Genomic DNA, 15,984 nt, shown 5'->3' on the forward strand with positions numbered 1-15,984 from the left:
CTGTCGCTGCGGGGGCTCTGCTACGACAGATTACCTTTTGAACTGCGAAGCGAATGATCTGGATGACACTCAGGACTCAGAAGCAATCCTCTGACACCCTCCCAGCCGAAGGCCTCCGCGTAGCGGCTTCGTCCAACCAGCGCAGTCGAGCCAACAGCCCTTAGCGCACTACCATTTTACATGAGTTCCAACTCGATCATCACGGTCTTCGTCACTGCGCTCTCGAGATTCGGCGGGCTGTGGCTCTCCGCGAGGCGTTAGGCGGCCTATGCTTCAGCCCGTGGGAATAGTAATCGCTGCTCTCATCGCTGTTGCGATTGGGTGGTGTATGTGGCTGATCGGCGCCAATAAAAAAACGAAGCGACTTAATCATGATGCTACGCCCACGAAACTCCCGGCCACGGAGCGCTTCGGCGACGCGCTTGCTCGAGGCTCAAAATTTCGTTCGGTCGAGCCATCCGAGCTCGGGGCCGCATTTCGAGCGCAGCTCCTTGACGTTTGCAGGGCAGATTCAAACGTAGCCGGTGTCTGGCTGGCTTGGCTGTCATCAAGCGACGCCGCGCCAGAGCTATTGGCGACCTTGGTGCTTGACCGCCCCGAAGAGCGCGCGATCCGTGATTTCATTGCGCGAGCGGATGCGCTGGGTGGTCCGCGTTTCGTCGTCGCGGTGCCGGAGGGCGTCCCGACCGCCGAGCCATTCTATCGGAGATCCGACCTAGAGTTGCCTCGAGCGTAATGACCGCGCCGCCTAACGAGAAAGGGTCCAGGCAACGCCGCGTGGCGGCGTGCCTGAGCCGGATCAGATGCACGCGAACGCCCACGTTGCCTCTCGACTCCATTCTGTGTGCCTTTGGCGGTGCGTCGCTGAGCAGTTTCGGAGGAAGGGCAGAACACCGCCTGCACCAGAGCCTTAGCGGACCCAGAACGCGGCCATCCTTGTGCAAATCATAAAACTAGCGGCGGCCTATTTCGTGTGGGTGTTTGGAACTGGTTTTCTGCTTGGGATATTCCGAACATTATGGTTAGTCCCGCGATTCGGAGTTAGGACAGCAGAGTTGATGGAAATGCCGTTCATGCTGATCGCGATTGTCATAGTCGGTCGATGGATAAGTCGGCGGATTGGTTTCGGCGAACGTGGGTCGGTTCAGTTGAAGGTCGGAATGAGTGCGTTTGTCATGTTGGTGACGACTGAGATTGCATTTGGAGTTCTGCTCAGAGGACTTTCGCCTATCGAGCTGCTCCGCGACCGGGAACCTGTTTCCGGGGCGGTCTACTATTTGCTCCTCGTGATGTTTGCAGTCTGGCCCTGGGCATACTGGCGGTCCGTTCGACGCGGTGTTACCTAATGCCCTGCGCAGCGACCCCCCCGTCTGTCGGCCCCCTATTGAACAGCACCCTGAAAGGCGTGCCACCTTCCGGATCTTGGAGTGACGAACGGATCAGGTTCGTTGATTACGGGTGAAGCAAGTCTCAGAAAGGCGTGGCATCGCTGCGCGATGCTCGATATTTCTAATGGTTCCCGGGGGTGCGGACACCCCCGGCTAATTTTTGTGAACCCTGCGGGTTCGGGGCCCCTTTCTTCTGGTTATGGGAACTTGTTGTGCATTCATCAGACTGAGCGATCGAAACATCGAAGCGATGATTCGGCAGCCGAGCCTGGTTTACTCGTTGCTGGGTTTGCCGGATGGGCCTCCGCGATCGAAAAAATCAGGGATCCTCAATGAACGCTTCGAAAAACGCACTTTTCGATGGCGCTCTGATCCTGGGTCGGGTCGCCATCGGTGAGTCGACCCATTTCACATGCGTCCTCAAGCTCTCAAAGTGGCGGTTGCTTGCGCGGCTGTGGCTGCTCTAGCGGTCGCGACTCTCTGGCGTTAAGCTAAACCAACTTGCTTCCGAACTTGTGGGTAATGCTTAGAACCCTCTGCAGTTTTCCCGCGCGGCGGAGTGGGATATCAGCTCCGTTGTTTAGGTCAAAGCGGCAGAGGTCTGCCGCACTCCATATGTCACCCAATCCTCGCGATTTTATTCTACCGGGCTCTGGTTCATCAAAGTCATCGCCCAAGATGCGGTTCCGTCGGCCCTGGATTCGTCTCAGGACCAGGCGTGCGCGACATTTGACAGCAGAGTTCGAGGTGGAACGATCACTGCTTCATGGGCTCGCTGGGGTGCCCTGCCAGGCGGTGGCCGAGAATGTGGCTGACGGGGGCGTTCTATTCAGCGTCTCCGGAATATTGTGCGAGTTTGCGGTCGTGCGATTGACGGGATCAGGGCATGTTGAAATCGACCCCGCCAGAGTTCCGTTTCAATTCTATGTAGATTGGGACGATTTCAAGCAGTGCTGCCTGGGGCCACACAGAGGCTCAGGGCCAAGTTGCGAAGATTTCTAACAGCTAAACCGATGAACACCGATATAGCATCTTTGTTGGCGGCCATTCAGTTGGCCGCGAGCTTGCACAGCACGCAGCGTCGCAAGAACGCAGCTGCCACCCCCTACATCAACCACCCGATAGCGGTCGCCGAGATCTTGGCTCGAGTCGGCGGGGTGAGTGAGTTGGCCGTTCTTCAGGCGGCTATCCTCCATGACACCCTGGAGGACACCACCGTGACGCGCGAAGAGTTGAGCCATCGTTTTGGCGAGTCGGTGTGTCGCCTAGTGGAGGAGGTGACCGATGACCGCACGCTTTCTCAAGTTGATCGAAAGCGGCGCCAGATCGAGCACGCCCCGCATCTTTCGCGCCCGGCACAGTGCATCAAGGTGGCAGACAAGATCTGCAATGTCTCGGACCTGTCCTCCGATGAACCCCCGAGTTGGTCGCTCGCCCGAAAGCGCGAGTATGTCGATTGGGCGGAACAGGTCGTCCATGCGTGTCAGGGGTGCAGCCCAGCGCTTGAGCAAGAGTTCAGGCAGGTGGTAGAAAAAATTCGAAAGGAACTCAGGCACTAGAAAATTTCCGTTGGCGTTGCTTTCACCGGATCCTATTTTTCAGACTATGGACTATGACGAAGACAAAGTTGATGACGCGGTTCTCGCGCTCTTACACCTGACAACTTTCACGGACAGAGGTTTTCCCTGTGCGTGGAAAGGACAGAGTTGGGCGGCGATGGAGCGGCTCCACAAGAAGGGTTACATCTCCGATCCTGTGGGGAAGGCCAAATCTGTCGGCTTGAGCGAGGTCGGTGTGAAACGGTCCCAAGAACTGTTCGCGCAGCTGTTTGGGCGCCGGTCTTGAAGCGGCATCCCAGGCCGGGAAGGGAAGGGGACCGGCGTTTTAAACCGCAATGGACGCAATGGACGCGATGGGGAATCCGAAGGGAACAGGAAAAGCAGGATTCCTTTTCCTTTCAGACATAGGGTCCTTTGCGTCCTTCGCGGTTCAACTCTTTCCCCAGCCGCAGAAACCGGTCGCGGAGTTAGTCCGGAGTGATGCGGGCGCCGATGGTGGAGAGTTCGAGTAGCCGATCGACATCGGGGTCCTTGGCCGCCCAAGCGATCCCTCGCAGCACGAGGATGCGGTAGAGCGGGTCATCGAAGGTCCACATGTAGTGACCGGGGATGCTGCCGAAGACACGGCCCTGGTGTCGCTCGTACGCCCAGAGTTGAGTTCGGGGCGACGCCTCTTCGGTCGCGCGGGCCAGAACTCGTAGATGGTTCTCATCGCCGTGGAAGGCCCAGTAGGTTTCATCCACGAGTTTCAACGACTGGAACCCGCGCGTGATGGGATGTTCAGGCGCGGTGAAATTCAACTCCATGTCCCCGTGGCGATACTTCGAGCCCGCACCCATCGCGATCCCGATTCGCTCCGCATAGGCCAGGGCGTCCTGGCGTCCCTGCATGGCCCAGTGGAGATAGACCAGACCTCCGCCTCGCTTCTGATAGTCGTCCAGGATCGAGGCTGAGCTGGTGCTCCAACCCGCGTTCCGGGAATAGAAGATTGCCACGTCGGTTTCGCTGAGCTGTTGGGCGGTAGGAAAACCCGCATGGGTGCGGACTTTGACGCCATCGGCCAACGGGAGAAGTTTTGACCAGCGTTTTTGCCAGAGCGGGTAGTCATGTTCATCGATCCCATGGTCTTTGTCGTCCACGCAGAGCAGGAGTCGCAGGGGGCGAGGTGAGACAGTTGCAGTCCCTCCGCTTGCTAGGAACGGCGCCACTTCTTTCCAGGCCCTGGCCCGCGGCATGGGCGGATCGAGCCGAGTGATGGACGTGACGTCCAGCGGATTGGTGAGCAGGAAGGTGAGCAGGTCCTCCACTTGCTCCCCGCTCAGCGCGTGGATGAGGTTCTCCGGCATCAACGAGGTTTTCAACGGTTCGATGGATACCACATCGGCACGCGCCTGATCGACCTCGACATTTCCGGGGAGCCGCAGCGTTAAGCGGCTTTCCGTCAAGGATCGAACTATACCGGCGATCTGGCTGCCGCTCTTCAGTGTGACCAAACTGCCTGCCTGGTCGGGGTTGATCGTGGCCGATGGGCGGGTGATGTCTTGCAGAACGGAATCTCGATCCCGATGAACTAGATTGGACAGATCGGGTCCGAACGCCACCCCTTCGCCTCGAATCGCGTGGCAGGTTGCGCATCCTCCCTCGGAGAGAAAGACTCTCCGGCCTCTCAGCCAGTTTCCCTGCACATCCGTTCGGGCGATCACCTGCCCGGGTGAGTTACTTGTCGAGCCTGAAGCCCACGGCAACGCGAGTCTGCTCAGTGGAACCGATCGGACTCGATCCTCAAGGACGTAGTCGATCCCGCTTCCAGTCCCGCTGCCACTCCCATCGGTCTTCGCAACTCCTTTCAGCTCAAACGACCCCCAGGGTGTTCCGGCAACAGCGACCAGCGGCAACTCGCGAGGCCCGTCAGAGGAGATATCCGCTCGCACGGTCATCATTCGATTTGCGAACGGATCCGCGGCGAGATCCCAATCCAGCGAGGCACCCGGTTGCACGGCCGGGACGAAGATGTTCGCTCGGTTCACCAGGCCCTTCACTCTCCACGATACTTCAGATGCTCCGGAGGTGAGCCGGCGGCTAAGCGCTTCGTGGTCCGCAGATCCGGCAGTCCATTCTCTCCACACCGGGAGGGAGGGATGCGGGAGAACGATCTGTTGAGTTCCCTCGGAGCTCTCGGTGGTGAGGTAGACGCCGTTGAGCGTCAGGGCGAGGTCGATTTCGGGTCGCTGGCGAATCGGGCTGGAGGTTTCCCAGGAGCCGGGCAGGGGAAGGGTTATCGCGTAGGTTTCCCGCTGAGTCTGGCGAGGGACTCGCAGCACCAGTGTGCGGCGATCTGCGGAGAGCGAGAGGCTTTGGATTTCGACCCAGCGCCTCGGAGAAGACATCTGATCGCGTACGACTTGATAGCCGGGACGCATAGTCTCGTATCGGTCGCCCGCGCTGACGAAGCGGCCGGCTTCGATCCGCACCTTCTCGCGTGCGCCCTTCCAGTCAGCGTCGGTGAGCGTGCGGTCGAACGCGATTCTAAATTCGTCGGGGGCGGAGGCCCAGACGTAAACCGGTTGCGGCGTTTCCTTTCCGACCCAGCGCACTCGAAAGACCTTTCCTTGTCCGGCGGGACCGCTGCCCCAGTCGGGAGGCCCGCTATGACAGGCCAGCAGGAGGTCTCCCTGCGGAGTCACGCAGGTGTCGACCAGCAGCATCCCGAGCGTTCCGATTAGGTGGTTCTGTGCCACGTAGCCGCCGGGGGTTTTCACTAACTGGGTCCGGTAGAGCTTGCCCCGGGATTCCCCGCAGACGAGCGCATCACCCGCCCAGCGGGCCGGTCCGAAGCTGGGGCCACCGTTCACCCCCTCGTTGAAGATCATGCCCACCGTGCTCTGGTGCTGGGGGCCATATTCGAATACGGCCGGCTCGTCGATCACCTGAGGGAGGTGTCGGGGGTGTCGTGGCGGAAACCCGTAGTGGAGGCCACGTTGGATATGGAGCAGTTCATCGAAGGGATTACCGTTTGGAAGCCAGGTGGCACCTTCCTGCTCGCTGGCGAAGAGATCTCCGTGGCGGTTGAAGGCGAGGGCGCAGGTGAAGCGGACTCCGGTACAGAACGTTTCGCGTCGGGAGAAATCGGCGGAAACCCGCTGGATGGTTCCGTGTTCCGTGGTGAGCTTGAAGGCGGATTTGCCGGTGGCGCGATCGATCAAATAGGCATTGGCATAGTTTTCGGTTCCCAAGCCAAAATAGATCGATCCGTCCCGGGGATCCACAGCGAGTCCGACGGCGTCGACGTTCTGAGCGATCTCCGTCCATCCGGACGCGACCACGATTTCCTCATCGGCCTCACCATCGCGGTTCTTGTCCAGGAACAGTGAGACTTTCCCTTTGCTCGCGACGAAGACGCCGTCGCCGCGCGGGTCGTTGGCGGGCAGCAGAGCCATGCCGATGGGACCGCGCAGCGGCGACTTGTCCCAGAACACCGTCGAACGATCCTCGCGTCCATCCCCATCGGTGTCGGTCGCCAAATGGATCCGACCGTCGTAGCCGAGGGCAACCAGCTTGCCGTCGTGACGGTAGCGAATTCCGGTCAGATTGCGAAGCGAGAGCGGCAGTTCCTCCACGGCGAAACCTGGCACTAATAGTTGCACGAGGGGCGGATCTTTCAGAGTTTCGAGCGAATGTCCACTGCCCCCCGCGGCTAGTGCGTTGAGAGCGGCGGCCCGGGAGAGCAGGGCTTGTTCGACCTGCTGGCGCTCCTCGTTGGTCAGTACTCGATCGTACAGTGCCACCAGCGTGATGTCCCCCTGGAACATGCCTTGGGCGAACGGCGGCTCCGCAGGGTCGTTGGAATAGAAGCGCGCGCCGATGCTGATTTCATCCAGTGCGAGGATGGATTCGGCGCGGGGTTTATCGGCCAGCTTGAGGCCATCGAGAAAGACTTCGTTGCCGTGGGCGCCGATCTTAGATCGGACCGTGAATACGTGAAAGCCACCGAACGGGAGCGTTGCCGGGAGGTTCTTGCCCGGCTGAATGAGGTTTTGGAATCCAGGACTACCTGCGGTTTCGAGGTTCAGTGCACTCAGCTGAGGCGTGGCGACGTTGCCGAAGTCGAGGTTGAACCCGCTCGTGTAGTCGTTCTGTCCCCAGGCAGCGCCCGCGAGGAGCCCGACGAAGGGGCCGGGATTCGCCTGGGGAGCGGCGAGCACGAACACGGTGATTTCACGGGTGGCTCGTTTGGACCCGGACAGGATGAGGAAGTCGTCCTTTCCATCGAATCGCACCAGCGCTTCCGAACCGTTCGCCAGGTACCGGGGACGTTGGGCGGGCGTGGGTTGGATGGCGAAAGGCGTGAGACTGGCGGGTGAGGCCATCCATCGGCCGAGGGGTGACCCGTTTCCAATGGCTGGAAGGCCGGCGGACTCCAGCAACTCGGGCTGACGAGCTGCATCCAATGCGAGGATGAGACCCTGTTTCACGGGCAGCTCCGCCGTCACGGCGTTCTGAACAGCGAGCGCGAGGGCGAGCGTGAGCGTCAGCATCGGCATGAAGGTGCGGATGGGCAGGGGTTTCATGTGGAGGGAGGGTAACGCTGCCGTTTTCTTGAGGGCGAGAAAAACGTGGCGGCGGGGGAGCGTCGGAAGTGGGGGAGGATCGCCGGGATTCCCCTCCGGGGAGGGCGGAAAAGCGGTAGAGGACTCTCAGTATTACCCACAAGTTCTTCGACCAAATGTTAGAATCCCAAAGGGATTCCGCCTCAAAGCCCAGGGTTGGCGCGACGCAGGAGCGCCTACCCTGGGTTAGTCGCCGTTTTCTGACAACCCCATCGTGGGTTGCGACTGGATCGGCTAACACCCCCAACCAACCGCAACCCACGATGGGGTTGTGAATTCTATGGCGCTTTTCCCAGGGTAGCTCGTTCCTCCCAACCCTGGGCTTTGAGACGCTATCCCGTTGGGATAGGAGGCGAAGATCTTCTGAACCTGTGGGTAATGCCCAGAGCCCTCTACCGCTTTTCAGGCCTCGACGGAGTCGGGATTTTCTGATGGCGCGGATGCGCCTCACCCGGCAATTGTCACGACGGATTCGTTGGGCCTAAATCCGCCCGACTGCTTTGCGGAGCGCCTGGAGCAAGCGGTCGATCATGGCGTCGGTGTGCTCGGAGCATACGGCCAGTCGAAGAATTCCTTCGGCGCCCACCCCGCTGTAGGCGGGGAGATAGGGTACCAGGATTCTTTGCTCGAGGAGATGCTCATGAAGCCGGCGCATGTGGGATGCCTCTCCCACGGTGAACCCAATGTTGGCGGAAGCCTCGTCACTGACTTGGATTCCAAGATCCTGTAGGCCTCGGCGAACGCGGCGCACCGCCCGTCGCAATCGATCGCGTGGGGATGGATCTGACAAGAGCAGTCCAAGCGCCGCAGCGGTTGATCCTGCCAACGGACAAGCCGGAGCGCTCGCTCCGTCGAAGTAGTGGGAAGAGGTCCGGCTGGCTCCCACGAACTCCTCCGTTCCTGTAACAATTCCTCCGAAGCCACCCAGCGCTTTGGCCAAAGTTCCGCAGACGCTCAAAGCCACTCCTTCGAAGGGCTCTCCACCGTTCACGTGATTCCACAGTCCCGCGGCCTCCCAAGTTCCGCGCCCGTTTTCACCCAGGACCCCGAATCCGTGGGCGTCGTCGAGATGCAGCATCGCCGGGGCGAATCGAGACAGCACTTCGATCAAATTTCGGACGGGGGCCACCCGTCCCGTCGCGGAGACTACCCCGTCCGACAGCACCAGCGGGGCTCCACCTGCGGGTAGGTGGTTTTCCAGTTGCGATCGAAGGTTCGCGGCGTCCTGGTGACGAAAGCGGTGCACCGGCTTTCCGGTGAGTCGAACCGCTTCCTCGAGGCAGAAGTGGGCATGCTCATCCAGGAAGATGGCGGCGGCCGTTCTGGCCAAGACCGGCATGAGTATATGGTTAGCGGAGTACCCTGCGGAGAAATAAAACGCGTCGTCGGCCGCAAAGAAGCGTTGCGCGAGCTTCTCCACTTCGAGCACCAGTGGGCTCGTGCCGAACCCGGCCCGGGTGGTGGCCGTATGCACGCCGTATTTCTTGAGGGCCACGCATCCTGCCTCAATCACTTGTGGATGTCCGTGGAGCCCTAGGTAGCTCGTGCCGCCAAAGTAGAGGTAACGGATACCGTCGATCGTGGTCTCGGGACCGGGGGCGGACTCCATCAATGGCGGTTTCATAAGAAACAGAGCTGCGGTGCCATGTGTTCGGCCTTCGCCATGATCACTGGCGCTCGCTGTTCATTTCGACACAGTCATGGCCCATCGGCCCGGAGGCAAGGTTTCGATCCGGGCACGGTTGGGGTCGCGTTAGGAAGCCTTGACCGCTGGGCGCAAGCGCATCCAGGCGACCACACCGGCGGCGAGCGCGATCCCTGCGCACAAGAAATAGGGCAGCGCCACTGAGCGCGCATAGAGAGTGGTCGCCAGCAGAGGCCCCAGGATTCTCGCCAAGGCACCTACGCTTTGAGCCACGCCGAGATTCGCCCCCTGCTCGTCGGCTGGCGAGTTGCTCGAGATCAGACCCATGGTGGGAGCGCGATTGACTCCGGATCCGATGGCAAAGACTCCCAAGGCAAACAGCAGGCTAACGAGTCCTCCTGCCAAGGGAATCAGAAGCAGGCTCAGCGAGACCACGATCAGGCTCATCCAGATCAGTTTGACTTCGCCGAAGCGTTTCACCAGTCCGCCGATGGCGCGGCCTTGAACGAAGGCCGCCAGAACGCCGCAGTAGGCGAAGAGGAAGCCGACGCGTCCTTCGTCGAAGTAGAATCGGGGAGCCTGCAACATTTCGGGATAGGCTTGCTGGAGCAGTTGACGGTTCACGTGGGAGACGGCGTCCCCCTGCAGCGACTTGCTGAGTTCCGCTTGGAGTCGTGAAGGAAGGGCTACCTGGGTGAATGCTGGGGCATGGTAGAAACCGGGCTGGGCGATGAGTTGGTTCAGGGATTGCACCAGCGCTTCTGGTGTGTCCGCGCTGGGCGGCAGATCGATGCGCCCTCCTGCGAGCAACCCGCGAAGGTGTTGGGAGACTGGATCCACTCCTTCCTTGAGAACCTTAAGAAGGCGGGTGGGGTCCTTGAGATTGTGTGGGTGGAGCTTGGCGGAACCGAGCAGCAAGGGCAGGGTGGTTTCAAAACAAGTGAAACAGAAGGTGGCTAGGAAGAACAACAGGATGAGCAGGGCTAGAGCGGGGTTGCGCATCGTGTGTCGCCATTGAGCGAACTTCGGCCGGGACACGGTCGGTTGGGCGTTGGGTCGGCGGCTTTCGACCAGGATGAAGCAGCCGAGCACAAAGTTCAGGGTGCAGAATCCGGCGGCGACCCAGCCTGGGGCTGCCAAACCGTACCAGGCGGCGATGGATCCGATCGCCGGGCCGAGGATGAAGCCAAGGCCGAAAGCCATGCCGATCATGCCCATCCCTTTGGACCGGTTTTCCGGAGTTGTGATGTCGGCAATGTAGGCCGACGCAACCGAGATGTTGGCACCGCAGATTCCGGCGAAGACCCGGGATGCCAGCAAGATCCAGAGTCCCTTTTCGCCCTGGATGCCGGAGGCGAGAGCGAAGACAGCGTAGGAGATGGCCGATCCGGCATTGCTCAAGAGGAGCACCGGGCGACGTCCGATGCGATCCGACAGCCGTCCCCACATGGGGGCGAAGAAAAACTGCATCAGGGAGAACGAGCTGATGACCAATCCGATTTGAAAACCCTCAGCGCCAAACTTTTCCGTGTACCGCGGCAGCAGCGGCATCACGATGCCGAAGCCAATGAGGTCAATAAATACGGTCAGGAAGATGATCAGTAGTGACGGTTGTTTCATCGCACAAAGCGGGGAGTCTCCGGTCCAGCCCTGCTGGCGTCAAGCATCCCCGCTGCTAGTGTAGTGTCTCACAAATGGCTGGTGTTTTGCGGCAAGGGATTTTCGATCCAGGCGAGGCGCGAATCACGAGCATATCCCAATTGGATCTGTGAGGAATGAGCAACGAGCGCAACAAAACACCAGCCATTTGTGAGACACCACACCAGATGCCTACTAGACAACCCCGATTTTACCGCTTAGTTTGCCATCACTACCAACCCGACATCACCATGTATTTAGGATCTCACTGGAGCCGGAGGAGATTGAACGTCTTGGGGTTCAACTTGGTCGGGTTCTTTCTGTTATCCCTGCTTGCGACTGGGGCGGCGGTACTGACTCGTGGGCCTTACTTGCAGATCGGCACGCAGGACAGCATTCGGATTCGTTGGCGTACGGCCGAACCGGAGGCGAGTGTGGTGTTTTTTGGCCAGGACCAGGGCTTATTGTATGAGATCGCGGGCGGCCTTCTACCCAAGGTCAACCACGAGGTCGTCCTGCGAGGGTTGGATCCGGGCACTCGATACTACTATTCGGTGGGAACACTCACCGAGACCTTGGCGGAGGGAGCGGACTATTACTTCCACACTTCGCCAGTTCCAGGGACGCCCAAGAAGACCCGCATCTGGGCGATTGGGGACTGCGGTACCGCTGGACTCGCGTTGTCGGAACGGCAGAGAGAGGTCAGGGACGCCTACATCGCCCACAGCGGTGGCGAACCCACCGATGTTTGGCTCGCTTTGGGGGACAACGCGTACTTTGCTGGGCTGGACTCCGAATACCAGCGGCGCTTTTTTGACATTTATCCCACGCTGCTGCGGAACACGGTTCTCTGGCCCACCTTGGGCAATCATGAGCTCTATGGGGGGCCAGCGGATGGCGTGTATGACTATTTTAAGATGTTCTCACTGCCCACTCAAGGCGAGGCGGGGGGAGTGCCATCGGGAACGGAGAGTTATTACTCGTTTGACCACGGCAATATCCACTTCGTCTGCCTGGACTCAGAGGATCTTCCCTACCGCGGAGCAGCGGCCATGATGCGGTGGCTGGAGGAAGATCTTGCCGCCAATACTAACGAATGGCTGATTGCGTATTGGCACAGCCCTCCCTACTCCAAGGGCTCCCATGATTCCGACGGTGAGTTTTCGCTGACCTACATGCGGACCAATGTAGTGCCGTTGCTGGAGTCGTATGGCGTCGACCTCGTGCTCTCCGGCCACAGCCATATCTATGAGCGCAGCTTTTTTCTCCATGGACATTATGGCGTTTCGTCCACCCTCACGGCAGACATGAAAGTGGATGCGGGCAGCGGGCGTTCGGAGGATACGGGTGTCTATTTGAAGACCACTGCCGGTCCCTCCGCCGGGCAGGGAGCGGTGTACATCGTAGCAGGCTCCTCGGGTTGGGCTACGTTCCGGTTTGGAGTGCATCCGGCGATGTATTTTGATGCGTTGGAGACGGGTTCGATGGTCATCGATGTCGAAGGGAACCGGTTGGACGCCAAATTTCTCCGTGATACCGGAGAGATCCGAGATCAATTTACCATCCTGAAAAGCAATCAGCCTGCCCCGCTCCAGGTTCGGCGGCTACGATTGGCGGAGGGTCAACTGTTTGCGTCGTTTCGCAGTGTGGCTGGAAGTTACTATGAAGTGGAATTCTCACCCGATTTGCATGATCCCATCTGGCAGCGAGTTGGCGACACACTGCAGGCTTCGGGATCGATCACCGACTGGACCCATCCTCACGATCCTTTCTCCGTTCATGGCTTCTTTCGCGTCATCGAGGTGGAACCACCGCCTCCGGCTGCGAGTCGGCTCCCCTAGTGTTCTGTCTGTCGCGGGTAGGCCCACGACTCAAGGCATTCCATGTTCCTGGGAGGTTGATTCTGAAATCTTTTGAAAGAATAGGTCTCCTCCGATGATCCGCATTTGTGACGATTGATTCGTGGACAACGAGCACTGGCCTGCTAGAATTTTCCTTGTGCGAATCTTGTTGATTGAAGACGAAGGCGGAATCGCCGAGTTTGTCGTCAGCGGGTTGACGAAGCAGGGTTACAACATCGACCACGCGAGTGACGGGACGCAGGGCTTGGAGAAAGCCCTCTCTACGGACTACGACCTGGTGATTTTGGACCTGGTTCTCCCCGATTTTGACGGAATTGAAATTCTTCAGAAGCTCCGAGCTGCCGGGCGGGCGACCCGTGTGCTGATCCTCACCCAACGCGCTGAGGTTCAACATCGTGTCCAGGGATTGGAGTCCGGCGCTGATGGGTATTTGCCTAAGCCTTTTGACCTCACCGAACTGATCGCCAACGTGAAGGCGTTGCTGCGTCGGACGCCGCTGGATTTGAGTGCTTCCCTGCTTCGCGTAGGGGACCTCGAATTGGATACTCGTCGGAAGTATGTCACGCGCGGCGGTACGGAGATCCATCTTCCTGCGAAGCAATTGGCGATTTTAGAGCATCTCATGCGTCGTCCAAACCAGGTGGTTACCCGCCAAGATTTGGCGCGGAGCATTTGGGCTAGTGAGCCGGAAACGACGAACAATGTCATCGACGTGACGGTTCATCTCCTGCGTGAGAGTGTGGACAAAGGCTACCTTTCGCAACTGATTCGCACGATTCGTGGCGTGGGCTACCAAATCGGCCCGGTTGCGGCCACGGTTCCTTCCACCTCGGTGTTGGAGCCTGGGCGCACCACATCGCCCGCGACCTCGACCTCTGCCGTCCCGCCCCTGGGTCGTCTGCAGGGTCCCTCTTCTCCGGTTTTTGGCGCCGTTTAGCAACCTGCTCCGTGCGTTGGGTTCGAATCGGAGGGTGCGGGAAACCCCGACCTTCCGGCCCGTAGGAGCCCGCAGGTGCCAGGTCTCTCGGCGCTTCCATCCTGTCCCGCAGGCAGGTTTTCCTACACCTTCCCCCCGTGTTTCCACTGTTTTTTCCCATTTGGTCCCAAACCCACCCCTGAGTGCTTGCGGCTCGTGTATTCTGTGGTAGTTAATCACGCACCACATTGGTTCCCGAGCTATGAAGTCGTTTCGAAAGTTGTTAGGGGCGTTGAGCCTGTCGTGCTGTGTGAGTTGGGCTGAAGGAGCAACTCATTCCATCGCCAGAATCTGGGATGAAGAAATCCTGGCTGCCATTCGCATAGACCTGCCGCATCCTCCGGTTCATGCCCGGAACCTTTTCCATCTCTCCGTAGCGATGTACGACGCCTGGGCGGCGTATGACGCTCAAGCGGTGGGCTATCTTTATCACGGCAAGCATACGGCGACGGACATCGAGGTCGCGCGTCGGGAAGCGATCAGCTATGCCGCGTATCGAATTCTGGTCGAGCGCTATGGTCTCTCGCGCTCCGCCAGCCAGACTCTCACTCGGCTGGACGCCAAGTTTGTGGCACTGGGGTATCAGCCCGAGAATCACTCGCGCGATCTGTCCACACCCGCGGGGGTGGGAAACTCGGTGGCGGCGGCTGTCTCCGGATACGCCTTCGAGGATGGGGCATTGCAGAATCGGGCCTATGCGGATTTCCCATCGTTTTTAGGGGGATACACGGCGATGAATCTGCCCTTAATCACCGGGAGTCGAGGGACATTGATCAGCAGTCCCAATCGCTGGGCTCCGTTGGCCATTACCAATGCAACCAGCCAGAACGGTTTGACAGCCGATGTGATTCAGAAGTTTTTAGGTGCCCAGTGGAAGGGGGTTCGTCCCTTCGCCTTGTCGCGAACCGATTCCAACCAGCCGTGGATCGATCCTGGCCCGCCGCCCCAACTTCGTGGTGCTGGGGATGAGCAATATCGCAATGAAGTGGTCGAAATCATTCGATACAGCAGCGAACTTACCCCGGATGACGGGGTGACGATGGACATTTCTCCAGGGGCCTTCGGCAATAGCTCGCTAGGTGCTAACGACGGGACGGGGCATCCAGTCAACCCATCCACCGCGGCGCCTTACCCCCCCAACGTGGTGAAGCGCGGCGATTTCGCGCGGATATTGGCGGAGTTCTGGGCTGATGGCCCCAACTCAGAAACCCCTCCCGGGCACTGGAACTCCTTGGCCAATCAAGTGAGTGATCATCCTTCGTTCGTGAAGCGCATCGGTGGCACCGGTCCGGTGCTGGGAGACTTGGAGTGGGACGTGAAACTCTACTTTGCGTTAAACTCGGCTCTGCATGACGCGGCCTGCGCTGCTTGGACCCTCAAGCGACACTATGATGGCTACCGCCCCATTGCAGCCATTCGCTACATGGCCGAGCGCGGGCAGTCGAGCATTCCTGGGGTGTTCTCCTATCATCGGGACGGGCTACCGCTCGTCAGCAATTTGATCGAGTTAGTGACCAGCGACACGGCGAAGCCGGATGGTCGCCACGCGGGTTTGTCCCCCGGGATGGTTGCCATTCGAGTCTGGCCTGGTCAACCGGCTGATCCGGTCAATCAATACAGCGGCGTGAAATGGATTGCGGCGGTCGATTGGATGCCATTCCAGAAGAAGACCTTTGTGACGCCCGCTTTTCCCGGTTACGTCTCAGGGCACAGCACTTTCAGTCGTTCGGCGGCCGAGGTTCTCTCGGCCTTCACTGGAAGTCCCTTCTTTCCGGGCGGGATGGGAACCTACACGGTTGCGGCGGATGTTGCGCTGACCTTCGAGCGCGGACCGAGCCAACCCATCCAGCTCCAGTGGGGCACTTATTTCGATGCGGCGGATCAAGCGGGCCTGTCGCGTCTCTGGGGCGGGATTCACGTTTCGGTAGATGACCTGACGGGCAGGAAAATTGGTGCGATCTGTGGACGGCAGGCCTGGGATCTGGCGCGGCGCTATTTTGACGGGTCGATTCTTTCCGAAGTGCCGATCGTCTCGATGCGGCCGCTGGACGTTTTCGAGTGCGAGATTTCCTTTCCGACGGTGCGTGGTTTTACCTATCGCCTCCAGTCCACCACCGGATTGCACCTCCCGTTCGCCGACGAGCCGGGGACTTCCGTCCTGGCGACGGATTCTCAACGACTGCATCTTGACACCATCGACGGGCAGAAGAAGTTTTTCCGCGTGGTGCGGGACTTGAACCCCTAGGAGGCCGTTGGACTTAGGATATCGTTCGGCAGTGGCTCAGGTGGGGCGAAGGAACCCAATCACG

At 59.6% G+C, this 15,984-nt stretch carries 7 protein-coding genes; 4 read left to right on the forward strand and 3 right to left on the reverse strand.

Annotation, left to right across the window (positions count from 1 at the left end; genetic code table 11):
- Nucleotides 1–2,401 precede the first annotated feature (2,401 nt).
- Entirely contained in the window at nucleotides 2,402–2,947 is a 546-nt protein-coding gene (locus tag JNN07_03505; GenBank protein ID MBL9166782.1) for a bifunctional (p)ppGpp synthetase/guanosine-3',5'-bis(diphosphate) 3'-pyrophosphohydrolase, read from the forward strand.
- 467 nt (nucleotides 2,948–3,414) lie between these two features.
- On the opposite strand, the gene JNN07_03510 is transcribed toward JNN07_03505, so the two are convergent.
- The 3 genes from JNN07_03510 to JNN07_03520 all read right to left on the reverse strand — a co-directional run bounded on the left by JNN07_03510 (nucleotide 3,415) and on the right by JNN07_03520 (nucleotide 10,819).
- On the reverse strand, nucleotides 3,415–7,515 hold the full coding sequence (locus JNN07_03510; GenBank protein ID MBL9166783.1) for a ThuA domain-containing protein: 4,101 nt from the start codon (nucleotides 7,513–7,515) through the stop codon (nucleotides 3,415–3,417).
- A gap of 520 nt (nucleotides 7,516–8,035) precedes the next feature.
- Entirely contained in the window at nucleotides 8,036–9,178 is a 1,143-nt protein-coding gene (locus tag JNN07_03515; GenBank protein MBL9166784.1) for a pyridoxal phosphate-dependent aminotransferase family protein, read from the reverse strand.
- 129 nt (nucleotides 9,179–9,307) lie between these two features.
- Nucleotides 9,308–10,819 carry an MFS transporter gene (locus tag JNN07_03520; GenBank protein MBL9166785.1) on the reverse strand — a complete coding sequence of 504 codons (1,512 nt, stop codon included), beginning with the start codon at nucleotides 10,817–10,819 and terminating at the stop codon, nucleotides 9,308–9,310.
- 269 nt (nucleotides 10,820–11,088) lie between these two features.
- Between JNN07_03520 and JNN07_03525 the strand changes: the two genes are divergently transcribed.
- The 3 genes from JNN07_03525 (at nucleotide 11,089) to JNN07_03535 (ending at nucleotide 15,920) form a co-directional block, all read left to right on the forward strand.
- Complete coding sequence (locus JNN07_03525; GenBank protein ID MBL9166786.1) at nucleotides 11,089–12,678, forward strand: metallophosphoesterase family protein; 1,590 nt, start codon at nucleotides 11,089–11,091, stop codon at nucleotides 12,676–12,678.
- A 157-nt stretch (nucleotides 12,679–12,835) separates the two neighbouring features.
- A complete protein-coding gene (locus JNN07_03530) occupies nucleotides 12,836–13,636 on the forward strand; it encodes a response regulator transcription factor (protein ID MBL9166787.1) in 801 nt (266 codons plus the stop codon).
- Nucleotides 13,637–13,877: 241 nt separating this feature from the next.
- Nucleotides 13,878–15,920 carry a vanadium-dependent haloperoxidase gene (locus JNN07_03535; GenBank protein MBL9166788.1) on the forward strand — a complete coding sequence of 681 codons (2,043 nt, stop codon included), beginning with the start codon at nucleotides 13,878–13,880 and terminating at the stop codon, nucleotides 15,918–15,920.
- Nucleotides 15,921–15,984 lie beyond the last annotated feature (64 nt).

The organism is Verrucomicrobiales bacterium (assembly GCA_016793885.1).
Classification (GTDB): domain Bacteria; phylum Verrucomicrobiota; class Verrucomicrobiia; order Limisphaerales; family UBA11320; genus UBA11320.